Source organism: Streptomyces sp. NPDC031670, from assembly GCF_055580545.1.
Map to the genome: position 1 here is coordinate 297,057 of NZ_JBVILC010000009.1, position 26,912 is coordinate 323,968.

The 26,912-nt window shown below is 72.0% G+C and carries 23 protein-coding genes, 1 tRNA gene, 1 pseudogene and 1 riboswitch; of the genes and pseudogenes, 7 read left to right on the top strand and 18 right to left on the bottom strand.

Features of this window, described 5'->3' with window-relative positions; all coding sequences use genetic code 11:
• Positions 1-75: 75 nt before the first annotated feature.
• On the top strand, positions 76-1,326 hold the full coding sequence (locus ACZ5ID_RS19655; RefSeq protein ID WP_468899385.1) for an MFS transporter: 1,251 nt from the start codon (positions 76-78) through the stop codon (positions 1,324-1,326).
• A gap of 119 nt (positions 1,327-1,445) precedes the next feature.
• On the opposite strand, the gene ACZ5ID_RS19660 is transcribed toward ACZ5ID_RS19655, so the two are convergent.
• The 3 genes from ACZ5ID_RS19660 to ACZ5ID_RS19670 all read right to left on the bottom strand — a co-directional run bounded on the left by ACZ5ID_RS19660 (position 1,446) and on the right by ACZ5ID_RS19670 (position 5,217).
• Positions 1,446-3,668 (bottom strand): NADP-dependent isocitrate dehydrogenase, encoded by a 2,223-nt coding sequence (locus ACZ5ID_RS19660; RefSeq protein ID WP_468899388.1) that lies wholly within the window; start codon positions 3,666-3,668, stop codon positions 1,446-1,448.
• A 179-nt stretch (positions 3,669-3,847) separates the two neighbouring features.
• A tRNA-Pro gene (locus tag ACZ5ID_RS19665) sits at positions 3,848-3,924 on the bottom strand.
• A 69-nt stretch (positions 3,925-3,993) separates the two neighbouring features.
• Complete coding sequence (locus ACZ5ID_RS19670) at positions 3,994-5,217, bottom strand: Gfo/Idh/MocA family protein (RefSeq protein WP_468899391.1); 1,224 nt, start codon at positions 5,215-5,217, stop codon at positions 3,994-3,996.
• A gap of 612 nt (positions 5,218-5,829) precedes the next feature.
• Between ACZ5ID_RS19670 and ACZ5ID_RS19675 the strand changes: the two genes are divergently transcribed.
• Entirely contained in the window at positions 5,830-7,035 is a 1,206-nt protein-coding gene (locus ACZ5ID_RS19675) for an acyl-CoA dehydrogenase family protein (RefSeq protein ID WP_468899393.1), read from the top strand.
• A gap of 25 nt (positions 7,036-7,060) precedes the next feature.
• Here ACZ5ID_RS19675 and ACZ5ID_RS19680 read toward each other — a convergent pair whose 3' ends face one another.
• The 7 genes from ACZ5ID_RS19680 to ACZ5ID_RS19710 all read right to left on the bottom strand — a co-directional run bounded on the left by ACZ5ID_RS19680 (position 7,061) and on the right by ACZ5ID_RS19710 (position 12,875).
• Positions 7,061-7,630: a GAF domain-containing protein gene (locus ACZ5ID_RS19680; RefSeq protein ID WP_468899396.1), complete on the bottom strand. Its 570-nt coding sequence runs from the start codon at positions 7,628-7,630 to the stop codon at positions 7,061-7,063.
• The gene (locus ACZ5ID_RS19685) at positions 7,627-8,241 is read right to left on the bottom strand and encodes a GTP-binding protein (protein WP_406556487.1); all 615 of its coding nucleotides are present in this window, start codon (positions 8,239-8,241) and stop codon (positions 7,627-7,629) included. The genes ACZ5ID_RS19680 and ACZ5ID_RS19685 overlap by 4 nt, the downstream gene beginning before the upstream one ends.
• Positions 8,219-8,590 (bottom strand): DUF742 domain-containing protein, encoded by a 372-nt coding sequence (locus ACZ5ID_RS19690; RefSeq protein ID WP_406556486.1) that lies wholly within the window; start codon positions 8,588-8,590, stop codon positions 8,219-8,221. Before ACZ5ID_RS19690 ends, ACZ5ID_RS19685 begins: the two co-directional genes overlap by 23 nt.
• Positions 8,591-8,592: 2 nt before the next feature.
• Positions 8,593-9,027, bottom strand: coding sequence for a roadblock/LC7 domain-containing protein (locus ACZ5ID_RS19695; protein ID WP_067166122.1), 435 nt, complete (start codon positions 9,025-9,027; stop codon positions 8,593-8,595).
• Positions 9,028-9,034: 7 nt separating this feature from the next.
• Entirely contained in the window at positions 9,035-10,924 is a 1,890-nt protein-coding gene (locus ACZ5ID_RS19700) for a sensor histidine kinase (protein WP_468899402.1), read from the bottom strand.
• A gap of 219 nt (positions 10,925-11,143) precedes the next feature.
• Positions 11,144-12,337: an MBL fold metallo-hydrolase gene (locus tag ACZ5ID_RS19705; protein ID WP_468899404.1), complete on the bottom strand. Its 1,194-nt coding sequence runs from the start codon at positions 12,335-12,337 to the stop codon at positions 11,144-11,146.
• A 97-nt stretch (positions 12,338-12,434) separates the two neighbouring features.
• The gene (locus tag ACZ5ID_RS19710) at positions 12,435-12,875 is read right to left on the bottom strand and encodes a PPOX class F420-dependent oxidoreductase (protein ID WP_468899407.1); all 441 of its coding nucleotides are present in this window, start codon (positions 12,873-12,875) and stop codon (positions 12,435-12,437) included.
• Positions 12,876-13,023: 148 nt separating this feature from the next.
• On the opposite strand from ACZ5ID_RS19710, the gene ACZ5ID_RS19715 reads away from it, so the two are divergent.
• From ACZ5ID_RS19715 to ACZ5ID_RS19730, 4 genes and pseudogenes are all read left to right on the top strand, one after another.
• Positions 13,024-13,203, top strand: a complete 180-nt coding sequence (locus ACZ5ID_RS19715; protein WP_406554936.1) for a hypothetical protein — start codon at positions 13,024-13,026, stop codon at positions 13,201-13,203.
• Positions 13,204-13,417: 214 nt separating this feature from the next.
• Positions 13,418-14,233 (top strand): annotated as a pseudogene (locus ACZ5ID_RS19720) (pentapeptide repeat-containing protein); the annotation flags it as partial.
• A 362-nt stretch (positions 14,234-14,595) separates the two neighbouring features.
• The gene (locus ACZ5ID_RS19725; RefSeq protein WP_468899411.1) at positions 14,596-15,393 is read left to right on the top strand and encodes a polysaccharide deacetylase family protein; all 798 of its coding nucleotides are present in this window, start codon (positions 14,596-14,598) and stop codon (positions 15,391-15,393) included.
• 108 nt (positions 15,394-15,501) lie between these two features.
• Positions 15,502-16,494, top strand: a complete 993-nt coding sequence (locus ACZ5ID_RS19730; RefSeq protein WP_468899414.1) for an NAD-dependent epimerase/dehydratase family protein — start codon at positions 15,502-15,504, stop codon at positions 16,492-16,494.
• A gap of 78 nt (positions 16,495-16,572) precedes the next feature.
• Here ACZ5ID_RS19730 and ACZ5ID_RS19735 read toward each other — a convergent pair whose 3' ends face one another.
• The 3 genes from ACZ5ID_RS19735 to ACZ5ID_RS19745 all read right to left on the bottom strand — a co-directional run bounded on the left by ACZ5ID_RS19735 (position 16,573) and on the right by ACZ5ID_RS19745 (position 21,097).
• The gene (locus tag ACZ5ID_RS19735; protein ID WP_468899417.1) at positions 16,573-17,364 is read right to left on the bottom strand and encodes an SGNH/GDSL hydrolase family protein; all 792 of its coding nucleotides are present in this window, start codon (positions 17,362-17,364) and stop codon (positions 16,573-16,575) included.
• Between the two features lie 139 nt (positions 17,365-17,503).
• Entirely contained in the window at positions 17,504-18,427 is a 924-nt protein-coding gene (locus tag ACZ5ID_RS19740) for a M23 family metallopeptidase (protein WP_468899420.1), read from the bottom strand.
• A 4-nt stretch (positions 18,428-18,431) separates the two neighbouring features.
• A riboswitch (cyclic di-AMP (ydaO/yuaA leader) is annotated at positions 18,432-18,598 on the bottom strand.
• A gap of 387 nt (positions 18,599-18,985) precedes the next feature.
• Positions 18,986-21,097, bottom strand: a complete 2,112-nt coding sequence (locus ACZ5ID_RS19745) for an alpha-galactosidase (protein ID WP_468899422.1) — start codon at positions 21,095-21,097, stop codon at positions 18,986-18,988.
• A 198-nt stretch (positions 21,098-21,295) separates the two neighbouring features.
• Between ACZ5ID_RS19745 and ACZ5ID_RS19750 the strand changes: the two genes are divergently transcribed.
• Positions 21,296-22,111 (top strand): tyrosine-protein phosphatase, encoded by an 816-nt coding sequence (locus ACZ5ID_RS19750; RefSeq protein ID WP_468899425.1) that lies wholly within the window; start codon positions 21,296-21,298, stop codon positions 22,109-22,111.
• Positions 22,112-22,125: 14 nt separating this feature from the next.
• Here the strand turns inward: ACZ5ID_RS19750 and ACZ5ID_RS19755 are convergent, their stop codons facing one another.
• The 5 genes from ACZ5ID_RS19755 to ACZ5ID_RS19775 form a co-directional block, all read right to left on the bottom strand.
• Entirely contained in the window at positions 22,126-22,272 is a 147-nt protein-coding gene (locus tag ACZ5ID_RS19755; protein ID WP_468899428.1) for a DUF6126 family protein, read from the bottom strand.
• 11 nt (positions 22,273-22,283) lie between these two features.
• Positions 22,284-22,892 (bottom strand): cupin domain-containing protein, encoded by a 609-nt coding sequence (locus ACZ5ID_RS19760; protein ID WP_468899430.1) that lies wholly within the window; start codon positions 22,890-22,892, stop codon positions 22,284-22,286.
• A 65-nt stretch (positions 22,893-22,957) separates the two neighbouring features.
• Positions 22,958-24,355, bottom strand: a complete 1,398-nt coding sequence (locus tag ACZ5ID_RS19765) for an aspartate aminotransferase family protein (protein WP_468899433.1) — start codon at positions 24,353-24,355, stop codon at positions 22,958-22,960.
• Entirely contained in the window at positions 24,352-26,259 is a 1,908-nt protein-coding gene (dxs, locus tag ACZ5ID_RS19770) for a 1-deoxy-D-xylulose-5-phosphate synthase (protein ID WP_468899435.1), read from the bottom strand. The genes ACZ5ID_RS19765 and dxs overlap by 4 nt, the downstream gene beginning before the upstream one ends.
• Before the next feature lie 44 nt (positions 26,260-26,303).
• Positions 26,304-26,912 (bottom strand): flavodoxin-dependent (E)-4-hydroxy-3-methylbut-2-enyl-diphosphate synthase (locus tag ACZ5ID_RS19775; protein ID WP_468899437.1); only part of this gene is annotated, 609 nt, incomplete at its 5' end.

Below are 26,912 nucleotides of genomic sequence, written 5' to 3' on the forward strand. Positions count from 1 at the left end.
AATATGTGCATAGGTACGCACGTATTGGTTACGATGGTGATCCCCGCACCTTCTCGTGCCCCCGGGACGGATCCCATGCTGTCCGTACTGCGCAACCGCACCTACCGCCATCTGTTCACCGCGCAGGTGGTCGCGCTCCTCGGCACCGGCCTCGCCACCGTCGCGCTCGGCCTGCTCGCCTACGACATGGCGGGCGGCCATGCCTCGGCCGTCCTCGGCACCGCGCTGGCGATCAAGATGGTGGCGTATGTGGGCGTCGCCCCGCTCGTGGGCGCCTTCGCCCACCGCGTCCCGCGCCGCGCCCTGCTCGTGGCGAGCGACCTGACCCGCGCGGGCGTGGCCATCACCCTGCCGTTCGTCTCGCAGGTCTGGCAGGTGTACGCCCTGATCTTCCTGCTCCAGGCGGCCTCCGCCGCCTTCACCCCGGTCTTCCAGGCGACCGTGCCCGAGGTCCTGCCCGCCGAGCGCGACTACACCCACGCGCTGTCCATGTCCCGCCTCGCCTACGACCTGGAGAGCCTGCTGAGCCCCGCGCTGGCGGCCCTGCTGCTGACCGCGGTCTCCTACCACTGGCTCTTCGCGGGCACCACCCTGGGCTTCCTGGCCTCCGCGGCCCTGGTGGTGTCGGCCGTGCTGCCCCGGCAGGCGCCGGTGGCGCGCACCGGGGGCGCGTACGCCAAGGCGGCGTCCGGGGCCCGGCTGTTCCGGGCGGAGCCGCGGCTGCGGGCCCTGCTCGCCCTCGACCTCGCGGTGGCGGCGGCGGGCGCGATGGTCTTCGTCAACACGGTGGTCGTGGTGCGCGGCCACTTCCACGAACCCGCCGGCGCGGTCTCGCTGGCCCTCGGCGCGTACGGCGCCGGCTCCATCGCCGCCGCCCTGTGGCTCCCCCGGCTGCTGTCCCGGGCGAGCGACCGCGCGGTGATGCTCCCGGCGGCCTACGCCCTGCCGTGCGTCCTGGTCGCGGTGGCCCTCACCACCCTTGCCCCGGCGGGGAGTTGGAGCTGGGCCGGGCTGCTGGCGACCTGGGCGGCGATCGGCGCGGCGAGCTCGGCGGTCCTGACCCCCGGCGGCCGGCTGATCCGCCGCTGCACGCCCGCGGCCGACCTGCCGGCCGCGTTCGCCGCCCAGTTCTCGCTCTCCCACGGCTGCTGGCTGCTGACGTACCCGCTCGCGGGCTGGCTGGCGGCGGGGGCCGGGGTGCCGGTGACGGCCGGGGTGCTGGGCGTGGTCTCGCTGGGCGCGGCGGGGGTGGCGACGGTGGTGTGGCCGGGTGAGCCGGTGCCGGAGCGAGCGGCCGTGCGCCGCGCGACGGCTTCCGTACGCTGACACGCCCTGCTCCCGTCCCGTCCTGTCCTCCTGCCCTCCCCCGCCCCGTCCCGTCCGGAAAACGGGAACCGCCCCGGCGGGCATGATGCCGGCCGGGGCGGTCAGGGTGCCGCTGTGGCTCAGGCCAGGAGCGCGAGGGCCTGGTTGAAGGTCGTCGACGGGCGCATGACCGCCGCCGCCTTCGCCGGGTCGGGCTGGTAGTAGCCGCCGATCTCGGCCGGGGAGCCCTGGACGGCGATCAGCTCGGCGACGATGGTCTCCTCCTGCTCGGCCAGCGTCTTGGCCAGCGGCGCGAAGGCCTCCGCGAGCTGGGCGTCGTCGGTCTGCTTGGCCAGCTCCTGGGCCCAGTACAGCGCCAGGTAGAAGTGGCTGCCGCGGTTGTCGATGCCGCCGAGCCTGCGGCTCGGGGACTTGTCCTCGTTGAGGAAGGAACCCGTGGCACGGTCGAGCGTGTCGGCGAGGACCTGGGCGCGCGCGTTGCCCTTGGTCGTGGCGAGGTGCTCGAAGCTGACCGCGAGGGCCAGGAACTCACCCAGGCTGTCCCAGCGCAGGTAGTTCTCCTTGACCAGCTGCTGGACGTGCTTGGGGGCGGAGCCGCCGGCGCCCGTCTCGAAGAGGCCGCCGCCGTTCATCAGCGGGACCACCGAGAGCATCTTGGCGCTGGTGCCCAGCTCCAGGATAGGGAACAGGTCGGTCAGGTAGTCGCGCAGCACGTTGCCGGTGACCGAGATCGTGTTCTCACCGCGGCGGATGCGCTCCAGGGAGAACGCGGTCGCCTCGACCGGAGACATGATCTTGATCTCCAGGCCCTCGGTGTCGTGCTCCGCGAGGTACGCCTTGACCTTCTCGATCAGTACGGCGTCGTGGGCGCGCTCGGCGTCGAGCCAGAAGACGGCCGGGTCGCCGGTGGCGCGGGCGCGGGTGACGGCGAGCTTGACCCAGTCCTGGATCGGCGCGTCCTTGGTCTGGCACATCCGGAAGATGTCACCGGCGGCGACCTGCTGCTCCAGGACGACGGCGCCCTCGGCGTCGACGACGCGGACGGTGCCCGCGGCGGCGATCTCGAAGGTCTTGTCGTGGCTGCCGTACTCCTCGGCCTTCTGCGCCATCAGACCGACGTTCGGGACCGAGCCCATCGTCGCCGGGTCGAAGGCGCCGTTGGCGCGGCAGTCGTCGATGACGACCTGGTACACGCCCGAGTAGCTGCTGTCCGGCAGCACGGCGAGGGTGTCGGCCTCCTGGCCGTCCGGGCCCCACATGTGGCCGGAGGTGCGGATCATGGCCGGCATGGAGGCGTCGACGATGACGTCGCTCGGAACGTGCAGGTTGGTGATGCCCTTGTCCGAGTCGACCATGGCGAGCGCCGGGCCCTCGGCGAGCTCGGCCTCGAAGGACGCCTTGATCTCGGCGCCGAGGTGCGGCACGGAGTCCAGGCCCTTGAGGATGGCGCCGAGGCCGTCGTTGGGGGACAGACCGGCCGCGACGAGCGCCTGGCCATACTTCGCGAAGGTCTGGGGGAAGAAGGCGCGCACCACGTGACCGAAGACGATCGGGTCGGAGACCTTCATCATCGTGGCCTTGAGGTGCACCGAGAACAGCACGCCCTCGGCCTTGGCGCGGGCGATCTGCTCGGTGAGGAACTCACGCAGCGCGGCGACGCGCATCACGGAGGCGTCGACGACCTCGCCCGCCAGGACGGGTACGGACTCGCGCAGCACGGTGGTGGTGCCGTCCTCGGCCGCCAGCTCGATGCGGAGCGAGCCGGGCGCGGAGACGACCGCGGACTTCTCCGTGGAGCGGAAGTCGTTCTCCCCCATGGTCGCCACGTTCGTCTTGGACTCGGCGGTCCAGGCGCCCATGCGGTGCGGGTGGGCCTTGGCGTAGTTCTTCACCGAGGCGGGGGCGCGGCGGTCGGAGTTGCCCTCGCGCAGCACCGGGTTGACGGCGCTGCCCTTGACCTTGTCGTAGCGGGCGCGGATGTCGCGCTCCTCGTCGGTCTGCGGGTCGTCCGGGTAGGCCGGCAGCGCGTAGCCCTGCGCCTGCAGCTCGGCGACGGCGGCCTTGAGCTGCGGGATCGAGGCCGAGATGTTCGGCAGCTTGATGATGTTGGCGTCGGGCGTCTTCGCCAGCTCGCCGAGCTCGGCGAGGGCGTCGTCGATGCGCTGCCCCTCCTGGAGGTACTCCGGGAAGAGGGCGATGATCCGCCCGGCCAGCGAGATGTCCCGCGTCTCCACAGTGACCCCGGCCGTCGAGGCATACGCCTGGACCACAGGCAGGAACGAGTACGTCGCCAGCGCGGGCGCCTCGTCAGTGTGGGTGTAGATGATGGTCGAGTCAGTCACCGGGTGCTCCACTCCACGTATGCAACATTGCTCGACATCAAGATATCTCGTGGTGGGCCCGGGCCGGACAGGGCCCTGCCCCGGGGTGGCGGACCGTGGAAGGACCCGTAAACGGGGTGAAAACGCACAGAAAGCCGCCTTCTCCGATGGAGAAGACGGCTTCCGACCTGCGAAAACGCTGGTCGGGACGACAGGATTTGAACCTGCGACCCCTTGACCCCCAGTCAAGTGCGCTACCAAGCTGCGCCACGTCCCGGCGCCCGTCTGACCTGGGGTTTCCCCCGGCCGAACGTGCACGAGAACAATACCGCACTTCGACCGGTGGTCACGAACGCCTTTCGGCCGTCGGGCCCGGCGCGCTGGGTCGGCGCGGCTGGCCGCCCGCGAAGTACGCCACGAGATCCGGGTCCGGCGGCTCCACCCGGCGGGGCGTGCCTCCGTCGCGCAGGGACATGGTCGCCTCGTAGCCCGCCGCCACGGCCATCCGCGCGGCGACCGGCGAGGTGTCCGTAGGGCCGCCCTCGCGGGCGAACCGCAGGAACTCGTCCATCAGCAGCGGGTCCGCCCCGCCGTGCCCCGAGTCGTCGCGGGCCGGCGGCACCTCGTGGATCTCGTCGGGCTCGTCCCGGAAGTGGGAGCGCCGGGCGTTCCACACCTTGACCCGGCTGCCCGGTCCGTCGCCGAAGTTCTCCAGCCGGCCCGCGTCCCCGATGACGGTGTAGTTGCGCCAGTAGTCGGGGGTGAAGTGGCACTGCTGGTAGGCGGCGAGCACACCGTTGTCCAGGCGCATGTTCAACAGGGAGACGTCCTCGATGTCGATCACCGGGTTGAGCGCCCGCTGGGTGTGCGGCGGCCAGTGGCCGTCCTTGGTGTACCAGTCGTCCGCCTTGGGCTCCCCGGCCGCCCGCCGGTGCGGGTTGTCCCCGTAGACCATGAGGTCGCCCATGGCCTGGACGTCGCGCGCGTAGCCGCCGGCCAGCCAGTGCAGGACGTCGATGTCGTGGGCGGCCTTCTGGAGCAGCAGTCCGGTGGTGCGGGCGCGCTCGGCGTGCCAGTCCTTGAAGTACCAGTCGCCGCCGTAGCCGACGAAATGGCGGATCCACACCGTCTTGACGGTGCCGATCGTCCCGCGCTCGACCAGGTCGCGCATCAGGCGGACCACCGGCATATGGCGCATGTTGTGGCCGACGTACAGCCGCGAACCGGTCTCGTACGCCGTACGCAGGATCGTGTCGCAGCGCTCCACCGAGATGTCCAGGGGTTTCTCCACGAGGACGGACTTGCCCGTGCGCAGGGCGGCGCAGGCGAGGTCCGCGTGGGTGTGGTCGGGGGTGAGGACCAGCAGGGCGTCGATGTCGGGGTCCTCGACGACCTTGCGGTGGTCACCGGTCATGGCGGCGTCGGGGAAGGCCCCGGCCGCCTCCGCGCGGGCCCGGGGGTCGGGGTCGGCGAGGGCGGTCACGACGGAGCCGCGGCCGGGGCGGTGGGCGACGCGGGCGAGGCTGCCGCGCAGGCCGTAGCCGAGGACGCCGATACGGAGGTCGGTCATGGTCAACTTCCTTGCGGTCCGGGCGGGATGGACTGTGGGCCGGGGTGGTCCAGGTGCCCGATGATGACATCGGCGCCCGGACCGGTGCCGCACGCTGGGGCGCGCGCCCGCGACAAGAATTTCGCGCCATCTTCACCTGCACCCGCTCCAAGGCGCCGGTCCACCACCCTGCCCGACGGCCACCGGGTGAAACGATCAGGTTCGCACAGGCGGGAACCGTACGGTGGACGGCCGCGGTGGCGTCCGAAAGCGTTCGGGGGCGGCCCTCTCCCCGTGCTCGGGGGTGCTCCTCGATGCCAGTCGCCCGCGAGTTCGGGACCGATCCCTGTCCCTCAGTGCCGTATGCCCACGAAACCTTTGCCGTTGGCATGTGGCAAGAAGGCGAGACCGGGGAATGCCAACCGAGTGGTACCGAGGAGGCCAACCTCACAGAACACGCCAGTAGTCAAACGTCAACACGCCTTGTTCAGGCCAAAGTTGACAAGCACGTTGTAGCACCGCTGGATGATCAACAACATGAGTGGGTCGGCCTCTTCGGGACGGGGACCACTGCCGATGCACCACCTGCTCGAACACCGTGACGAGCAGGCGTTTCGCGGAGGAGGGCTCGCCATGGACGCATACTTCAGCAGCCGCCCGCACCACCAACTACGGGAGCGCGTAAGGCAGTTCGCGGAACGCGAGATCCGGCCCCGCATAGCGGCGATGGAGGCGGCGCGTTCCGTCCAGTACGACCTGTCACGGCTCATCGCCCGGCAGGGCTGGATGGGCGCCACCGTCAGTCCCTCGTACGGGGGGATGGGCGTCGGACACCTGGGAAAGACGATCATCATCGAGGAGCTGTCCCGGGTCAGCGGCGCCATGGGCGCCATGGCGCAGGCCTCCCAGCTGGGGGTGGCCAAGATAGTCCACTTCGGCAGCGAGGAGCAGAAGAAGCGCTGGCTGCCGGCGATCGCCGCCGGTGACTGCCTTCCCACGATCGCGGTGACCGAGCCGGAGTCCGGCGGCCATGTCCTCGGGATGACGGCGAGCGCGGTCCGCGACGGCGACGACTACGTACTCAACGGCCGCAAGGTGTACGTCGGGAACAGCCATGTCGGGGATGTGCACGGCGTGGTCGTCCGCACCGGCCCCGGTTCCCGGGGGCTGACCGCGTTCCTCGTCGAGTCCGACCGGCCCGGGTTCTCGCTCGGCCCCGAGCGCGACACGATGGGCCTGCACGGCTTCAGCTTCGGCGAACTCCGCTTCGACGACTGCCGGGTGCCGGTGGAGAACCGACTCGGCGAGGAGGGCGACGGGCTCGCCGTGGCCTACTCCTCCAGCGTCCTGTACGGCCGGGCCAACCTCACGGCCGTCTCGCTCGGCATCCACCGGGCCATCCTGGAGGAGACCAGCAGGTTCTGCGCGGAGCGCGTCCGCTATGGAAAACCGCTCCACGAACTGCCCAATATCAAGATCAAGCTGGGCCGGCTCCAGTCCCGGCTGATGACGGCCCGCCTCGCCGCCTACCACGCGGTGCACCTGCTCGACCAGGGGATGCCGTGCGACCCCGAGCTCATGAACGCCAAGGTGGTCAACGTCGAGTCCACACTCGACTCGGCGCGCGCCGCCATGGAGATCCACGCGGCGGCCGGGCTCTTCACCGACTGCCCCATCGAACGGTATCTGCGCGACGCGCACCACATCTTCGCCCCGGCCGGCACCACGGACGTCCAGCTGCTGCGGCTGGCGGAGGTGGCGCTGGGCACGGCGAAGGGCCAGTGGTCCCAGCGGCTCTCCGACGTCGTACGCACGGACGAGTTCGCGACGGCCCACTGACCGGGTGAGTCGGCGGGGGCGGCGGTCAGAAACCGCTCTCCTCCCGGTGGTGGATCTGCTCGATCAGCTCGGCCGCCATCGACTTGATCGTCTCCAGGCCGGCCCGGCCCCACGGCCGCGGCTCGGTGTCGACGACGCAGATCGTGCCGAGCGCGATACCGGTCCGGTCGATCAGCGGCGCGCCCAGATAGGAGCGGATGCCGATCTCGTCGACGACCGGGTTGCCCGCGAACCGCGGGTAGTCGCAGACGTCCTCCAGGACCAGCGCTTTTCGGCGCACCACCACATGCGGGCAGTAGCCGTGGTCGCGGGCCATGAACCGGCTCACCCCGCCGGCCGCGGCCACCGCGGACAGATCCGTGCCCGCGTGCGCCCCCTCGGGGGTGTGCAGCCCGGCGAAGAACTGCTGGTGCTCGTCGATGAAGTTGACCATCGAGTAGGGCGCCCCGGTGACCTCCGCGAGCTTGTGGGCGAACTCGTCGAACGCCGGATCGGGATGCTCGCCGATACCGAGCTGGCGCAGCCGCTGGACACGGACGGGCGCCTCCCGGTCGACCGGGGTGAGCAGCAGATGGCCGGTGGGGTCGTACGTCATGTGTGGGCTCCATGGCTGGTGGCGGCCGGAAAGGTGGACAGCAGGTGCTGCACCAGGGTGACCAGGGTCGCGATCCCGGAGCTGCCGATACGGGCGTCGCACAGCACCACGGGAACCTCCGGCTTGAGGTCTATGGCGGAGCGGATCTCGTCCGGGGTGTAGCGGTAGGCACCGTCGAACTCGTTGACCGCGACGAGGAAGCCGATCCCGCGCCGCTCGAAGAAGTCCACGGCGGAGAAGCTGTCCTCCAGGCGCCGGGTGTCCGCGAGGATCACCGCGCCGAGCGCGCCCTCGGAGAGCTCGTCCCACATGAACCAGAACCGCTCCTGCCCGGGTGTGCCGAACAGGTAGAGCACATGCCGCTCGTCCAGCGTGATGCGCCCGAAGTCCATGGCGACCGTCGTGGTGGTCTTGGACTCCACCCCTTCGAGGCTGTCGTGCGCCACGCTGACCGTGGTGAGCAGCTCCTCGGTGGAGAGCGGTTCGATCTCGCTGACCGCGCCCACGAAGGTCGTCTTGCCGACCCCGAAGCCGCCGGCGACGAGGATCTTCAGCGCGGTGGGGAAGAGATCCACGGCGGGGCTGACGTCAGAGCCTTCGTCGTAGGCCATCGAGCACTGCCTCCAGCAGAGAACGGTCGGTCGGGGTGTGGTGGAAGCGGGGGGCGCGGGCCGTCACCGCGCCGCAGTCCACCAGGTCGGACAGCAGCACCTTGGTGACGACGGCGGGCAGCCGCAGATGGGCCGCGATCTCCGCCACCGAGGTGGGCCCCTCGCAGAGCCCGAGCGCCTGGGAGTGCTCGGGCCCCAGCGGCGTCTGGGGCGGCTGTCCGGTCGCCATCACCTGGGAGAGCAGGTCCAGCGTGGCGGTCGGCCGGGTGCGCCCGTTGCTGACGGTGTACGGCCGGATCAGCCGCCCGGCCGCGTCGTCGAGCCATGGGCCGTCCTGCGGGGCGGCCACGCTCAGCGCCTCGTGCCGCTCGGTGTTCCGGCGCCTTGCCGGGCCGGCGTCACGAGGTAGGGCCGTACGCTCTTGACCAGCATCGCCATCTCGTATCCGAGCACCGCCGCGTCCGCCTCGCGTCCGGCGAGCACGGCGAGGCAGGTGCCCGAGCCGGCCGTGGAGACGAAGAGCAGCGTGGAGTCCAGCTCCACCACCACCTGGCGGACCTCCCCGCCGTCGCCGAAGCGCGCGCCCGCGCTGCGGCCCAGCGAGTAGAGCCCGGAGGCGAGGGCCGCCATGTGGTCGGCGCTGTCGACGTCGAGACCGTGCACGGACTTCACCAGCCCGTCGGAGGAGAGCAGGACCGCGTTGCGTGTGTAGGGCACCCGTTGGACCAGTCCGCTGAGCAGCCAGTCGAGGTCCGAGACGTGTCCGGTCGGCGCATCGCTCGCCATGGTGCATCTACTCCTTGGAGTGTTCGGCGTCAGTTTCTGCCGGGTGGTGTAACGACTGGTCGGGGTGGGACCGGTGTGGTTGCGGTACGCCGGTGTGCTCGTGCCGGGCGGGCTGCGACTCGGCGAGGCCGATGCCCCGCTGGAACGCCGCCATCAGCCCCGGGTCGTGCACCGCGTGCTCGTCCTCCCGGCGCGCGGCCGGGGCGTCGCGCAGTTGCGGGACGAGGTGCTCCTGGCTGCGGCGCCGGGGCAGATCGGGGCGGCCGGTGCCGTGCGCCGTACCGCCGGCCACGGGTATGGGGGGCACCGGCGTCGCGGGCTCCCCGGCGCCCCGGTGGGGGCCGGGGACGGCGGCGGCCGGGTTGGGCCGCTCCTCGTGGGCGGCGCGCACCGGCAGCGGCGCGGTGCCCTGCGCGGACACGGTCTCGCCGTGCTGGGGCCGGCGGGGCGGCGGCGGCTGCGGGGCGCCGTGCTCGGAGACGGCGGCGGGCGTCGGCAGCGGCGCCTCGGCCGGGGCGGGCGGGGCCGTCCGCGGGGCGACCGCGGGGGGCTGGGGCTGGGCCGGGAGGGGGGCGCGATCGGGGTCCGGCAGCGGCTGCCGTTCGCTCGTCTGCCCCTCCTTCGGGGTCTCGGACTCGGCGCCCAACAGCCCCTGCGGCAGCACCAGTACGGCCTGGACGCCGCCGTAGATGTTGGTCTGGAGGCGGACCGCGATGCCGTGCCGGCGGGCCAGCGCGGAGACCACGAACAGGCCGATCCGGCCGTCCTGGAGGAGGTGGGCGACGTTCACCTGGTCGGGGTCGGAGAGCAGCGCGTTCATCTTGTTCTGCTCGGTGACGGGCATGCCCAGGCCCCGGTCCTCGACCTCCACGGCGAGTCCGGCGGTCACCAGTTGAGCGCGCAGCAGCACCTGGGTGTGCGGGGCGGAGAACACCGTGGCGTTCTCCACGAGTTCGGCGAGCAGGTGGATGACGTCGGCGACGGCGTGGCCGCGCAGGGTGCCGTCGATCGGTGGCACCAGCTTGACCCTGGGGTACTGCTCGACCTCGGCGATCGAGGAGCGCAGCACCTCGGTCATGGTCACCGGGTGGGACCACTGGCGGCGGGAGATGGCGCCGCCGAGGACGGCGAGGTTCTCCGCGTGCCGGCGGATGCGGGTGGCGAGGTGGTCGACGTGGAAGAGGCCCTTGAGCAGCTCGGGGTCCTCGACCTCGTTCTCCAGCTCGTCCAGGAGCTGGATCTCGCGGTGCACCAGGGACTGGAGCCGGCGGGCGAGGTTGACGAAGACCTCGACCTTCTGTTCGTTGCCGACGCTGCTGGAGAGCTGGGAGGCCTGCACCACGGCGGCGACGGCCGCGTCGTGGGAGCGGGTCAGCTCGTGCGCCAGGAGCTGGAACTCGTCCGCGTTGGGCGGGAGCTGGCCGGGGCTGCGCCGGGCCGGCGGGCCCTCGCCGCGGCGCAGTCCGTCGACCACGGTCCGCAGGTCGGCGGCCGAGCGCGCGCTGCTCCGGCGCAACCCGTTGGCGCGCCCCAGCACGGTCCGCGCGGCCCGGTCGGCGCCCACGGCGGCGGCGGCCACGGAGGCCAGGGCGAGCACGGCCATACCGGCGAGCGCGGCCCAGAGCATCCGCGAGGGGTGGGCGTGGGTGGAGTGGAGGGTGAAGACGACGGCGGCCGTGCCGCACAGCACGGCGACGATGGCGGGCAGCACCGCGCTGCGCTGCAGCTGCGGCCGTATCCGGCTCTCGGTGGACGGGCGCTGCCCGTTCGGCGGACGTCCCGCCGGGGCCGGGGCGCCCGCGGGTGCGGCCGGGGGGTTCGCCCGGTGTGCCGTACGTCCGTGCCGCCCGCCCTCGCGGCGGTCGGACCGCGCGGCGGGTGCGCGAAGATGAGACATCTGCGTCCTCGGTACGTGGGGTCCCAGAGATCGTGGTCCCGGGCCCCACTCGATCCGTGAGGGCCCGCGTTGATCGTCGGCCACTCACAGTAGGGGTCAACCCCTCACCCTCGGTGCGCAGTTGGAAAAGTCCCCCCTTCCGTGTCCCGCTCTGGTATGACGCCTCGTACGACAGCACGAAATACCGGGTCGCCCCCGGGGGTTCCGGGGGCCGTGACCCTAGGAGACGACCGGCGCCGCCTCCTGCTCCCCCGTCCTGGCGGGCCTGCGGGTGTGCAGGGGCCAGCCGTCCGCCGGGGGTGGTGCGACCGGGCGCCACCAGGGCGCGGACGGCACGTGCTCCGAGGCCGGCTCGAAGGGTTCACCCGGGATGGGCAGCGCGATGCGGGCGTCCGCAGCCGCGGCGGCGGCCATGGTCCCCTCGCCCGGCTCGGACCACGGGTGCGGGGCGAGGTTGAAGGTGCCCCAGTGGATCGGGAGCAGCACGCCGTGCGGCCGGCCGCCCTGGAGGTCGAGGTGGGCGCGCATGCCTTCGGCCGGAGTCATATGGATGTCCGGCCAGAACTCGCTGTAGGCACCGATCTGGATCATCGTGGCGTCGAACGGGCCGTGCTCGGCGCCGATGTCCTTGAACCCGTCGAAGTAGCCCGTGTCGCCGCTGTGGTAGATCCGGTGCTCGGGGCCGGTGACGGCCCAGGACGCCCAGAGCGTGTGCTGCTGGTTGCGCAGGCCCCGGCCGCAGAAGTGGCGCGCGGGGGTGGCGGTGAGGGTGAGGCCGTTGACCTTCGTCGACTCGTTCCAGTCGAGCTCGTGGAGGCGGTCGGCGGGGACGCCCCAGTGCTCCAGGTGGGCGCCGACGCCGAGCGGGACCGCGAACACCGTCTCCGTACCCGCCAGGGCGCGGATGGTGGGCAGGTCCAGGTGGTCGTAGTGGTCGTGCGAGATGACCACCACGTCGACCGGGCCGAGGGAGGCCAGCGGGACGGGCACCGGGTGCAGCCGCTTGGGTCCGGCGAAGGCGAAGGGGGAGCAGCGCTCCCCCCACACCGGGTCGAAGAGCACCCGGCGGCCGTCGATCTCGGCGAGGACGCTGGAGTGCCCCATCCAGGTGAGCCGCAGGCCCGTGGCGGGCGGCTTGGCCAGGTCGGCGAGTGTCGTCGCGTGCACCGGGATGTTGCCCACCGGGGCGCGCAGGGCCCGCTGCTCCTTCTGGAAGTAGATCTTGGCGAACTCCACCATCGAGCCCGACGGGCGCGTGCGCGCGCCCTCGGGGTTCTGGAAGACCCCGTCCGCGAAGTTCGGTGAGCGGCGGATCCGCTCCAGGCGGTCCCCCGCCGGGTCGGCCCCGAAGGCGGCGGGGCGCAGCTCGCGCAGCCGGGAGCGGAGTGGGAGCAGAGAACCAGCGCCGGTCACGGCACCTCCTGGGGCTCGGGGGTCATTCCATTATGTGCGGCGGGTACGACAACGCGGGAACCGCGCCGTCACGGGGCGGTTCCCGCCGGGGACGGGTTCAGGCGAGCGGCTGGCCGTAGGCGCGCTCGACCCGCAGCCGGAGCACCAGGCGCCGCTCGCGGACCATGGCCCGCCGGTAGTCCTCCCAGTCGGGGTGCTCCCCTTGGACGTCCCGGTAGAGCCGGACCAGCTCCTCGACGGTGGCGTCGTAGGGGTCGGCGGCCACCGGGGTGAGGTCGGCCACGCCCTCGGCCACGGTCCAGGCCCAGCGGTCGGCGCTGGTGACGTGGTAGCTGGCGCGAGGGTCACGGCGCAGGTTCCGGGTCTTGGCGCGGTCGTCGGTGAGGGAGACCTTGATCACGCCCTCGTCCGGGTAGTACGCGTGGTTCACGTTGGACAGCTGGGGCCGGCCGTCGCGTTTGAGGGTGGCGAGAACGCCGCCCTTCTCCCGCGCGACCAGCTTGAGCAGGGCTTCCTCGGGTGCGTCGAATGCCGTCATGGCCACTGGAACAGCGCGCGCGTACCTCCGGATTCCCTCATCCGCGCCCGCGTGGTGAAGGTCGTGTGGGGGGCGGTCGATGACTGTGTGATGGACCTGGCATGACTGTGCGGAGCGGATTGTCGGACCGTGGCCCTAGTCTGGACGCATGTCCACTTCCTCCGACCAGCCTGGTTCCGTACTGCCGGACGCCGAAGCCGCCAACGCGGCGATCCGCGACCTCGTCGAGAGCGCGGACCCGGAGGGCGGCTGGCCCTCGGAGGAGTACGAACGACTGCTCACGCTGTGGGCCCAGGCCACGACGGCGGACCTGGACGAGGCCGCGTAGCGCCCGACCGGTCGGTCGGACCCGGCGCGCCGTCGTCCCGGCGCCCTTCCCCTTCTTCGTTCCGCGCGGCGGCCCGGCGGTAGGCTCGACCTCCCCTTATGGCCACCTCGGGCCCGCGGGCCCGACTGTTGGCGCCCCCGGGCCACCCGTACCCCGCAGGAGAGCGTCCGCCTTGTCCGAGACATCCGAGAACCGCGTACGGGAGCGGGCCGCCGTGGCGCCCGGCCCGGTGGACGACCGCTCCGGGCTGCGGGCCGACTGCGCGAACTGCTTCGGTCTGTGCTGTGTGGCGCTGGCGTTCTCGCGGTCCACGGACTTCGCCGTCGACAAGGCCGCCGGGGACCCGTGCGCCAACCTCGGGCAGGACTTCCGCTGCGGCATCCACGACCGGCTGCGCCCCCAGGGCTTCCAGGGGTGCACGGTGTACGACTGTTTCGGCGCGGGCCAGAAGATCTCGCAGGTCACCTTCGTCGGCCGCAACTGGCGCGAGGCGCCGGACGAATCGCGGCAGATGTTCGCGGCGCTCCCGGTGATGCGCCAGCTGCACGAGCTGCTCTGGTACCTCGCCGAGGCGGGCAGCCGTCCGGCCGCGCGTCCGGTCCACCGCCGGGTGGCGGCCGAGCGGGAGCGGATCGAGCGGCTGACCCTCAGCGACGTGGACACGCTCCTGGAGCTGGATGTCGCGGCGCTGCGCGCCGGGGTGAACACCCTGCTGCTGCGCACCAGCGAACTGGTGCGCGCCGAGATCAAGGGCAAGAAGAAGGACCGCAGGGGCGCCGATCTGTTCGGGGCCCGGCTCAGGGGCGCCGATCTGCGCGGCGCGGACCTGCGCGGGGCTTACCTCATCGCGGCGGATCTGAGCGGGGCGGATCTGCGGTTCGCCGATGTCATCGGCGCGGACTTCCGTGACGCCGACCTCGCCGGGGCGGACCTCACGGACTGCCTGTTCCTGACCCAGACGCAGGTCAACGCGGCGCGCGGCGACGAGGCCACCGTGCTGCCGACCGGACTCGACCGGCCCTCGCACTGGGGCGCGGCGACGGCGGGTGCGGTGAAGCCGTCCGGCGGCGGTCGACCGGCTCCGGCCACCCCCGCCCGCAGGGGCGGCTCGTCCCGCAAGCCCGGCGGCTCCCGACGCGGGGGCCCCGGCTCGACGGGAGCACGCCGCAAGTAGCGGCCGGCCTCCGGCGGGCTCCAGGGTCGCGTCTTCGCCCCAGCCGGCAGGCCTCCGCGTCTCCCTTTCGCCCCTGCGGACAGGCTCGCCCCTCACCCCCGCCGCCGAGGGGCCCTCGCTGCCCTTTCCGGCCTCCCCCACCCCACTATTCATCGCGTGTATACACCTCGCGTATAGTCCGGGGCATGTTCTGGTCCAGTCCGAAGGGGAGTCGCGTCATGCGCAGCAGCAATTCCGGAGTCCGTCGCGCCCGGGGGCGGGCCGCCGCCGCGCTGATGACGGTGGGCGTACTCGGACTGACGCTGACGGGCTGCTCCGACGGCGCCGTCTCGCCGCGTTCCGCCCGTAACGACGCGCTCGACAGCAAGGCCGCGGCCGGCGCCGAGGCGGGGGCCGCCGCCGGGGTCGACTGCCGCAAGGCCAAGTGCATCGCGCTGACCTTCGACGCCGGGCCGGGCGTGAAGACGCCCCAACTGCTGGACACGCTCAAGGAGAAGAAGGTGCACGCCACCTTCTTCCTGCTCGGCGCGAACCACGTGGAGAAGTACCCGGACACCGTGCGCCGCATCGCCGCCGAGGGGCACGAGGTCGCCAACCACACCTGGTCGCACGAGCGCCTGGACAAGCTCAAGCCCGCCGAGATACGTACCGAACTCAACCGCACCCAGGAGGCGGTGGCCGCGCTGACCGGTCGCAAGCCCGTCCTGATGCGACCGCCCCAGGGCCGCACCAACAAGGAGGTCACCAAGGTCAGCAAGGAGCTCGGGCTCTCGCAGATCCTGTGGAGCGCGACCGCCAAGGACTACTCCACCAACGACTCGGCCCTGATCACCCGGCGCATCCTGGACCAGGCCGACCGCGACGGCATCATCCTGCTGCACGACATCTACGACGGGACCGTGCCCGCCGTACCCGGGATCATCGACGCGCTGAAGGCGCGCGGCTTCACCTTCGTGACCGTGCCCCAGCTGCTCGCCCCCGCCGCCCCCAAGCCCGGCCGGCTCTACCGCCCCTGACCCGCGCAGCGCGAGCCGCGCCGGTACGGCCCCCGGACGGGACACCGCGATTTCGCCTTCAGCGTGGACCGGTTCTCAGAAGCCTTGCGGGCGGGCAGAGTTGCGGCCATGAAGCTGTTGATACTGGGTGGTACGGAGTTCGTCGGACGGGCCGTGGCCGAGGCCGCGGTGGCCCGCGGGCACGAGGTGACCGTCTTCCACCGGGGCCGCCACGAGCCGCCCGCCGGTGTGCGGGCGCTGCTCGGCGACCGGACGGCCGAGGACGGTCTGACGGCCCTCGCCGACGGGCGCTGGGACGTGGTGGTGGACACCTGGTCGGGGGCGCCCTCGGTGGTGCGCGACGCGGCGAGGCTGCTCGCGCGGGGACGCGTCGCCCGGTACGTGTACGTGTCGAGCCGTTCCGTGTACGAGCACCCCGTCCCGCCCGGGACCGACGAGTGCGCGCCGCTCGTCGACGGGTCGCCGGACGCCTCGGACGACGTGGCGTACGCGCGGGCCAAGCGGGGCGGCGAGCTGGCCGCGATCCGGGAGTTCGGACCGGACCGCTCGCTGCTGGTGCGCGCCGGGCTGATCCTCGGGCCCTACGAGAACATCGGGCGGCTGCCGTGGTGGCTGGGGCGCATGGCACGCGGCGGTGAGGTGCTCGCGCCGGGGCCGCGCGATCTGCCGGTGCAGTTCATCGACGTACGGGATTTGGCGGAGTGGATCGTGAGCGCCGCCGACTTCGGGCTCTGCGGGCCCTACAACCTGGTCTGCCCGCCGGACCACACCACCATGGGCGAGCTGCTGGAGGCGTGTGCGCGGGTCACCGGCGGCGGCGCGGAGCTGCGCTGGACGGACCCCGAACCGATCCTGGCCGCCGGGGTCGAGCCGTGGAACCAGCTGCCGGTGTGGATTCCGCCGGGCGAGCTGCACGACACGATGCACGGCTCGAACGTGTGGAAGGCCGTGCTCTCGGGGCTGAACTGCCGGCCCGTCGAGGAGACGGTCGCCGACACCTGGGCCTGGCTGGCCTCGCTCGGCGGCGAGGCGCCGCAGCGGCCGGACCGCCCCCGGGTCGGACTGGACCCGGAGACGGAGCGGAAGCTGCTGCACGGCTGAGCCGTGCGGGCGCCGGCCCCTGGGACGGTCCGTCAGTGCTGCCGCCGGTCCTTGGGGGACCAGCGGCCTGATGGACTGTCAGAGGGGCAGCAGGTCGGGGCGCTTGGGCTCCACGTGGTCGCCCGAGCTCTCACCCCGCAGCCGTCGCCCGATCCACGGCGCCAGATGCTCGCGCGCCCACTGGATGTCGTCGCGCCGCACCTCCAGCGTGCCGCGCGGCGGCTGCGGGGGCCACGGCTGGTCCGGGTCGGCCGGCACCGCGAGCCCCAGCACCTGGGCGGCGCGCAGCGCGACCCGGGTGTGCCCCTCGGCCGACAGATGCAGCCGGTCGACGTCCCACGCCCGCCTGTCCTGGACGGACTTCAGCGACCACAGGTCGAGCACCGGGCACCCGTAGCGGTCGGCGATGGAGCGCACATGCGCGGTGTACGTCGCCACCTTGCCGCGCAGGTGCTTGAAGACCGGCACCCCGCGCGTGTCGAACCCGGTGGTCACCATCACCGTGGGAATCGTGCTCTTCAGGTCCGCGACCGCGCGCTCGAAGCGCTCGGCCACGTCGTCCGGGTCACTGCCCGGCCGGATGATGTCGTTGCCCCCCGCGCAGAAGGTCACCAGGTCGGGTTTGAGCTCCTTGGCCCGTGGTACCTGCTCCTCGACGATCTGGTCGAGGAGCCTGCCGCGGACCGCGAGATTGGCATAGCGAAAGGCCCCCTCCGGTCGCTGATCTGCCAGTAGCACGGCGAACCTGTCCGCCCAGCCGACGAACGCCCCGTCCGGGCCGGGGTCGCCGACACCTTCCGTGAAGCTGTCGCCGATCGCCGTGTACGACCCGAACGTACCGCTGTTGAATGATCTCGAATCGTCTGCCACGAGACCATATCTTTCCCTTAACGGTGTGACCTACGCGACCGTAAGGAGGGGTTGACGGTGGGTGATATAGACCACCCGGTCAGTTTCCCCCAGCGGGAATACGCCGAATACCCCCGGCTCACCGGACAGTCCGGGTCGGTCAGAGGGTGGCGCCCTGCTGCCTGAGGTAGGCGATCGGGTCGACGTCCGAGCCGTAGTCGGGCGTGGTGCGGATCTCGAAGTGCAGGTGCGGGCCGGTGACGTTGCCGGTGGCACCGGAGAGTCCGAGCTGCTGGCCCGCGGTCACGCTCTGCCCGGCCGAGACGGAGAGCTGCGAGAGGTGGGCGTACTGGGAGTACATGCCGTCCGCGTGCCGGATGACGACCTGGTTGCCGTAGGCGCCGCCCCACCCGGCCGAGACGACCGTACCCGCGCCGACCGCCTTGACCGTGGTGCCGGTCTCGGCCGCGAAGTCGACGCCCGTGTGGTAGCCGCTGGACCACATGGATCCGGCCATGCGGTACGGGGTGCCGATGCTCACGCTGTCGAGGGGCGCGCGGAAACCGGCGGAGGAACCCTGGTCCGCGGTGGTGGAGGCGTGGATGGCCGGGGCGGGCGAAGAGGGCGCCGGGGTGCGGGTCTGGGGGGCCGTCGTCTTCGTGCCGGACTCGTGCGTGCTCGCCGTGCCGGAGCCGTGCGGCGCGCCCGTCTTGGCCTTGGCACCGAGGACCAGCTTCATGCCCGGGCGGATCAGCGCCGGGTCGGAGCCGATGACCTCGCGGTTGTCCCGGTAGAGCCGCTGCCAGCCACCGAGCCGGTGGTCCTCGGCGATCCGCGAGAGGCAGTCGCCGCTCTTGACCTTGTACGTGGTCGGCGCGGCCTGGGGCGCGGCGGCGGCGAGGGTCCCGGCGCTGCGGGTGGCCTGCTGGGGAGCGGTGGCGGGCGCGGCGGTCTGCACCGCGGCGTGCGCTCCGGTGGCACCGAGCAGGGGGATGGCGAGTGCGGCGCCACCCGTACCGGCGGCGACCATGCCCCGGGATATCGGGCTGGACTTGGGACGGCGGTGCTTACCCTTCGCGGGCATGGCGAATTCCTCTCCGGCGCCTGCGAGGTGAGCTGTCGGGTTCGGGCTGGAGCTGCCCGGCCGGGGCACCGGTCATGGTGCTTCGGCTTCACCCCGAGCCGTGCCGGAATTCCGGACGGCGCTTACCTGGGTCCCCCGCTCCTGCCACGCGTGGATGGGTGCGGATTCCGAGCGGTGGCAGGATTCGGCGGTCCACCCGGATTGCGGTGACGGTAAGCGAGCCCGGCGGGCCACGACAAGTGCCGATTTCCTCTCGGCATTCCCGGCCGGGAATTCACACCGGAATTGCGGTCACCCTGCGTGGACCCGCATTCCCAACAGGCCCGGCCGGGCGGGGGAATTCATCGGCGCCCGCCACCACGGAACGTCACGGATATGACGCTGCTCACGGGCAACCTCCCCTTCTCGCCGAGGAGATGGACATGGTCCATCAAATCGCCCAATCCGGACGAACGTTCCACCCACTTCAACCCTCTCGCCCCCTATCGCACATGCTGTCCGTTTTCAGCACATACACGCGAATAGGGGTCTTTACCTTGCTCGCCGCGGGGGCCCTCCTCACCCGCGACCCGCGCCCACCCGCCGGAAGCGGAACAGCGCCGCGTCAAGATCCCCCCGGAGTCCGGTGTCCAGGCCCCGGTGCAGCAGGAGCGCCCCCCTGTGCACGGCACCGGTGTCCAGGCACCGGTAGGCCGCCGCCGGGTCCAGCGCGCGCAGCCGCACGGCCGGGGGCCGCTCCCCGTGGTGCTGGGCCTGGAGGTGGGCCAGGACGACGGTGTCGTCGCCGCGCACGTACTGGACGGCGCTCAGCCCGCCGTCCGGGGGCCGCAGCCGGTACTGCTCCCCCAGCTGCACCACCGGCCGGATCTCCTTGTAGAGATCCACCCACCCGCGCGCCTCGGCCAGTTCGTCCTCGCTCCACCGCGCGAGGTCCCCGCCGATGCCGAGCACCCCGGCCATGGCGCTCAGGAAGCGGAAGCGCAGGCTGCTGCGGCGGCCGTTGAGCAGGGTGTTGGGGCTGTCGGTGACCCAGGCGGCCATCACCCGGGCCGGGTGCAGCTGGCTGAAGCCGTGCTGGATGGCGAGCCGGTCCAGCGGGTCGGTGTTGTCGGAGGTCCACACCTGGTCGGTACGGGAGAGAATGCCGAGGTCGATCCGGCCGCCGCCGCCCGAGCAGGACTCGAAGTCGACCGCCGGGTGGGCCGTCCGCAGCCGGTCGAGGAGTCCGTACAGCGCGCGTACGTGATCGATCCAGAGCCGCTGCGGATATGCCTCGCCCGGCCAGCCCGCGTCGCTGAAGCAGCGGTTGAAGTCCCACTTCACATAGTCGACGGGCACCTCGGTGAGCAGCCCGTCCAGCCGCTCCCAGAGGTACTCCTGGACGTCCGGGCGGGCGAGGTTGAGGACGAGCTGATTGCGGAACTCGGTGCGCCGCCGGCCGCTGTGGTGCTGCACCCACTCCGGACGCGCCCGGTACAGCGCGCTGTCGGGGTTGACCATCTCCGGCTCGACCCAGATCCCGAACCGCATGCCCAGCGCGTGCACGTCGTCCGCGAGCGGCTTCAGCCCGCGGGGGAAGCGGCCGGGGTCGGGCGTCCAGTCGCCGAGCCCGGCCGCGTCGTGGGCGCGGCCGGTGAACCAGCCGTCGTCCACGACGAACAGCTCCACACCCAGGCCGGCCGCCCGGTGCGCCAGCGCCCGCTGCTGCTCCTCCCCGATGTCGAACCCGGTGGCCTCCCAGGAGTTGAAGAGCACCGGCCGTACCCGCTCGGCGTCCGGGATCACCCGCGCGAGCTGCCAGGCGTGCCACTCCCTGCTGGCCCCGCCGAAGCCGTCCGGGCTCCACAGGGCGGCGAAGACCGGGGTGGTGTACGAGTCGCCGGGCGCCAGGGACAGGAGCCCGGAGTCGTCGTGCCCGGCGCCGCCGCTGATCTGCACCCGGCCTTCCGGCAGGTGCTGGACGGCGATGCGCCAGGACCCGGACCAGCCGAGGGCGCATCCGTAGACCTCGCCGGTCTCCTCGGTGGCGCCGTCGGCGTCCAGGGCGACCCAGGGCAGGTGCTGGTGGCCGGTGTGGCCGCGGCGGCTGCCGAGGACCTTCTCACCCGGGGTGAGCGGGGCCCGGACGAGCCGGGACTCGGCCGCCCAGCGGCCGTGCAGCTGGCTGAGCCGCCAGCCGTCGCGCTGCGGCAGGGTCCACACGGCCGCGTCGGCGCGCAGCAGCTCCAGGTCCGGGTCGCCGGGCGCACCCTCGTGGGCGACGGTGACCCAGCGCTCGACCACGTCGGTGTCGTCGCGCATCCGGTAGTGCAGGGTGAGTCCGAGGCGGTGCGCGGCGTCCGCGAACCGCAGCCGCAGCTCGTCGCCGTGGGCCGTGGCGTGCGTGAAAGTCCACTCGGTTCCGCGCGCCTCGGGCGTACGCAGGGAGAGCGCGGGGCGCGCGAAACGGGGCCCGCCCTCCACCACGTACTCCTCCCGGCCATCCAGTGGTGATTCGAAGGGCCAGGGGGGCGGGAGGGGCAGGGCGGCGAGGGCCTCGGCGTCGGCGAGGGTCAGCCGGGGCCCCCAGTGCAGATGCAGAAGTTCGTCGTGTTCCGTGAGGTGCAGGGCATATCCACTGGTGCGGCCGGAAAGCAGCCACACCCGTCCGTCGTCCGCGGTCTCGATCATCCCGAACCCCCAGTTCCGCACAGGTACGCACAGGCATGAACAGCAACACCAGGATCGGGGCAGGACATCACGGAGGGCAACGGGTGCGAAGGGGTCGCATTCCGGTCAGCCGGTCGAGATGATTGCCCCGGGAACCCATGTCGTATCGTCGGAACGAGGCGGCGTGATCTTTCTTTCGACCCCTCATCAGGAGCCAACGTGACCCAGCAGACTCCGCAGATCCCTTCGACCGAACCCGAGCTCTCCGGCGTCCGCAACTTCCGCGATGTGGGCGGACTGCCGACCGTGGACGGCCGGCGGCTGCGGTACGGACGGCTCTTCCGCAGCGGCCACCTCGCCCACGCGACCGCGCAGGACGCCGCCTTCCTCGCCTCCCTCGGCCTGCACACCGTCTTCGACTTCCGCAACGCGGCGGACCAGAAGCTGGAGGGCCCGGACGTGGAGCTGCCGGGGGTGCGCAACGTGAACATACCGCTGACGGACCCGGCGGACGGGGCGGAGTTCTGGAAGATGGTCCGCGACGGCGACATCAACCAGCTGCGGTCGGTGCTCTCCGACGGCCGGGGCGCCGACCGGATGGCGCGCTCGTACCGCACGATCATCCGGCAGCGCACGGCCGAGCACAGCCGGGTGCTGCACGCGCTCGCCGAGGACAGCGTCCCGGCCCTGATGCACTGCGCGGCGGGCAAGGACCGCGCGGGCCTGTCCATCGCGGTCGCGCTGCTCGCGGTGGGGGTCGAGCGCGACGCCATCGAGGCCGACTACCTGAAGTCCAACGACCCGCACCGGCGCTACAAGATGCACCGCAGCGACAGCTCCCCCGCCGGGCTGAGCGCCGAGGTCGTGGAGCTGCTCAACCCCCTCTTCGACGCCCGCGCCCACTACCTCGACGCGGCCTTCGAGACCATCGAGGAGACCTGGGGCTCCACCGAGCGCTATCTGTCCGAAGGCCTCGGGCTCTCCCCCGAGACCCGCGAGCGGCTGCGTGAGCGCCTCGTCGAGGACCCGGCGTAGCCGGGCCCGGGCGGTCACTTCCCGACGGTGAACAGGAGGTAGAGGAAGGCCGCGAAGATGTGGCCCGCGATCAGGTAGGCGAACAGCCGGACCACCAGTCCGCGGGGGAACTTCGTCTCATGGGTGCTCGCTGCGGACCGTCCCGAGGAGTTCTGCGACATGTTCGTACCTCTCAGCCGTGCGGATGGTGCGGATGCGGATCGGGGCTCTGGAGCAGGGTGTGGACGAACAGGAACGCGGCCCCGCCGTGCGAGACGGCGGAGATCCGGTGCGGGGTGAGGGAGTCGAAGTGCGCGCTGTCGCCGGGGTCGAGTTCATGCGCGGCGTCGCCCAGGGTGAGCCGCAGCCGCCCGGACAGGACGTACAGCCACTCCTCGCCCGGGTGGACGCGGACCAGCTCGCGCTGGGTGCCGTACGGGACCTCGACGCGCAGGGCCTGCATGGCGCGGCCGGGGTGCCCGGCCCGGAGGTAGGTCCAGCCGTCCGCCTCGGCGGGCTCGGCCCGGCCGCCCCGGATGACGGGCTCGCGCTCGGGCGGCATCTCGCCCAGCAGCTCCGAGACCGTCGTACCGTAGGTACGGGCGAGCGCGAGCAGCATCGGCAGCGAGGGCTGGCGGGCGCCCGTCTCCAGCCGCGAGAGGTGCGCCGGTGAGAGACCGGCCCGCGGGGCGGCGGCCTCCAGGGTGAGACCCCGGCGGCGGCGCAGGTCGCGCAGGCGCGGGGCGACATCGGGGAGCGCGGGGCCTGCCGTCTCCCCGGCACCTTCGGCGGGAGTGCTCATGCACTCCATTCAGTCAGCGCGTTGCCTCTGGGGCAAATTTTTTGCCCCAGAGGCAAAAACACGTCCTACCGGTTGGCGACCGCCTGCTTGACCAGGGTGCGCCCGAAGTCCCACATCAGACCACCCCCGCCGTGCGCGTCGTCCATCACGGCCGTGAACGCCTCGACGAAGCGGTCCACCTCGCGCTCGCCGATCGTCAGCGGCGGGATCAGCTTGATCACCTCCAGGTGGTCCCCGGAGACCTGGGTGAGGATGCGGTGCTTCTGGAGCAGCGGCACCACGACCATCTGCGCGAACAGGCCCTTGCGGGCGGCCTGGAGCATGGTCCAGCGCCCGCGCAGCCGGATCGAGGAGGGCCTGCCGAACTCGATGCCGACCATCAGGCCGCGCCCGCGCACGTCGTGCAGCAGCTCGTAGCGGTCGACCAGCGCGGCCAGTCGGGACTTCAGGAGTTCGCCGGTGGCCCGCGCGTTGGCGACGACCTCCTCGTCCTCCATCACCGCGAGCACCGCGAGGCCCGCGGCCATCGCCTGGGCGTTGGAGCCGAAGCTCGCGGAGTGGACCAGGACCCGGTCCATCGACGAGTAGACCTTCTTGAAGATCCACTCCTTGCCGAGGGTCGCCCCGACGGGCACATAGCCGCCGGAGAGCGCCTTGGCGACACAGACCAGGTCCGGCTCGACGCCCTGCTCGTGCTGGTACGCGTAGAAGTCGCCGGTCCTGCCGAGACCGGTCTGCACCTCGTCCGCGATCAGCAGCGCCTTGTGCCGGTGCAGCAGCTCCTGCGCGGCGAGCAGATAGCCGGGCGGCGCCTCGTGGACGCCCTTGCCCTGGATCGGTTCGACGATCAGCGCGGCCACGTCCCCGCGCTTCAGCTCCCGCTCCAGGGCGGTGAGATCGCCGAGGGGCACGGCCGTGTCGGGCAGCAGCGGGGCGAAGCCGTCGCGGAAGCCGGACTCGCCGTTGACCGAGAGGGAGCCGGTGGTCAGGCCGTGGAAGGCGTGGGAGCAGTACAGGACCCTGGGCCTGCCGGTGGCGTACCGGGCGAACTTCAGGGCGGTCTCCACCGCCTCCGTACCACTGTTGCCGAAGAACACCCGGTCCAGGTGCGGGCTGTGGGCGAGCAGCTTCTCGGCGAGCAGGCCGGGCAGCGGCTGGCAGTCGAAGCGGGTGAGGTCGGCGAGCGAGGCGTCGAGGACGTCGTGGAGCGCCTCGCGGACGACGGGGTGGTGGCGGCCCAGGCCCATCACCCCGAACCCGGCGAGCATGTCCAGGTAGTCCTGGCCGTCCGCGTCCCAGAAGTACGCGCCCTCGGCCCGCTCGTAGACCTTGTCGAAGCCGATGGTGTGCAGCATGCGCGGCAGTTGGTGGTTGAGGTACTTCGTGTGCAGCTCGTAGCGCTCGCCGCCGCGTTCGGCGAGGAGCCGGGCCAGGTCGAAGCCCTTGGGGCCGCCGTCGGTCATCCGTCGTGTCCCTTCTCGGCCGCCGCGGCGGCGTCCTGGCGCGCCGCGAGGGCGGCGCTGATGCGTCCCGCGATCTCCACCGGGGTGAGCCCGATGTCGGCGAGGACCTCGGCGCGCTTGGCGTGCGCGAGGAACTGTTCGGGGATGCCGAAGGTGCGCAGCGGGGTGTCCACCCCGGCGTCCCGCAGGGCCTGCCCGACGGCCCAGCCGACGCCCCCGGTACGGCAGTTGTCCTCCACGACCGCGACCAGCGCGTGCCGCTCGGCCAGCGGTGCGAGCTGCTCGTCGACGGGCTTGACCCAGCGGGGGTCCACCACCGTGCACCGGATGCCGCGCCCGGCGAGCAGGTCGGCGGCCTGGAGGCAGACGGGCGCGAGCACCCCGACCGCCACCAGCAGGACTTCCGCGTCCTCGTCCCGGCGCAGCACGTCCATCGCGCCGATCCGGTCGAGGGCCGCGAGGTCCGGACCGACCGCCTCCTTGGGGAAGCGGAGCACGGTCGGGGCGTCGTCGACCTCGACCGCCTCGCGCAGTTGGGCCCGCAGCTGGGCCGCGTCGCGCGGGACGGCGATGCGCAGACCGGGCACCACCTGGAGGATCGACATGTCCCACATGCCGTTGTGCGAGGCGCCGTCGACCCCGGTGACACCGGCGCGGTCCAGGACGAACGTCACCCCGCACTTGTGCAGGGCCACGTCCATCAGGACCTGGTCGAGGGCCCGGTTGAGGAAGGTGGCGTAGACGGCGACGACCGGGTGCAGGCCGCCGGTGGCGAGCCCGGCCGCCGAGACGGCGGCGTGCTGCTCGGCGATCCCGACGTCCCAGACCCGGCCGGGAAAGCGGGCCGCGAACTCGGTGAGCCCGGTGGGGTGGAGCATCGCGGCGGTGATCGCCACGATGTCCTCGCGCTCCTCGCCGAGCGCGGCCAGCTCCGCGCCGAACACCGAGGTCCAGGAGGGGCCGCCGGCGGGCGTGAGCGGTACGCAGGTCAGCGGGTCCATGGCGCCGACGGCGTGGAAGCGGTCGGCCTCGTCGTCCAGCGCGGGCTGGTAGCCGCGCCCCTTCTCGGTGAGGCAGTGCACCAGGACGGGGCCGTGGAAGCGCTTGGCGCGCCGCAGCGCCGACTCGACGGCCTCGATGTCGTGCCCGTCGATGGGCCCCACGTACTTCAGCCCCAGGTCCTCGAACATCCCCTGTGGCGCGAACGCGTCCTTGAACCCCTTCTTGGCGCCGTGCAGCGACTCGTAGAGCGGCCGGCCCACCACCGGTGTCTGTTGCAGCACCTGTTTGCCCCAGGCCAGGAACCGTTCGTAGCCGTCGGTGGTGCGCAGGGTCGCCAGGTGGTTGGCGAGGCCGCCGATGGTGGGGCCGTAGGAGCGCTCGTTGTCGTTGACGACGATGATCAGCGGCCGGTCGCGGGCGGCGGCGATGTTGTTCAGCGCCTCCCAGGCCATGCCGCCGGTCAGGGCGCCGTCGCCGATGACCGCGACGACGTGGTCGTCCCTCCTGAGGATCTCGTTGGCCTTGGCGAGGCCGTCGGCCCAGCCGAGCACGGTCGAGGCGTGGCTGTTCTCGATGACGTCGTGCTCGGACTCGGCGCGCGAGGGGTAGCCGGAGAGGCCTCCCTTGGAGCGCAGCTTCGAGAAGTCCTGGCGCCCGGTGAGCAGTTTGTGTACGTAGCTCTGGTGGCCGGTGTCCCACAGGACGCGGTCGACGGGCGAGTCGAAGACCCGGTGGAGGGCGATGGTGAGCTCCACCACCCCCAGGTTGGGCCCGAGATGGCCCCCGGTGCGCGCCACGGCCTGGATCAGGAACTCCCTGATCTCCCGGGCCAGCGCGGTGAGTTCGGCGCCCTGAAGCGCCTTGAGGTCGTGCGGCCCCCGAACATTCTCCAAGATCGTCACGCTGGAGCCCCCTTCGGATCCCGTTCAGCTCTCGGTGGTTGCGGTCAGCCCCGCGCGGTGACGCTCGGCACGCCCGAGGCGATGCCCTCGCCCTCCATCCGCTCCGCGATCTTCATCGCTTCCTCGATCAGCGTCTCCACGATCTTCGACTCCGGGACCGTCTTGATGACCTCGCCCTTCACAAAGATCTGCCCCTTGCCATTGCCCGAGGCCACCCCCAGATCCGCCTCACGCGCCTCACCCGGCCCGTTCACCACACACCCCATCACCGCGACCCGGAGCGGCACCTCCATGCCCTCCAGACCCGCCGTGACCTCCTCCGCCAGCTTGTACACATCCACCTGCGCCCGCCCGCACGACGGACACGACACGATCTCCAGACGACGCCGGCGCAGGTTCAAGGACTCCAGGATCTGCATCCCGACCTTGATCTCCTCCGCCGGCGGCGCCGACAGCGACACCCGGATCGTGTCCCCGATCCCCTGGCTCAGCAGCGCCCCGAACGCCACCGCCGACTTGATCGTCCCCTGGAACGCCGGACCCGCCTCCGTCACCCCCAGGTGCAGCGGATAGTCACACTGAGCCGCCAGCTGCCGGTAGGCCTCGACCATCACCACCGGATCGTTGTGCTTCACCGAGATCTTGATATCCCG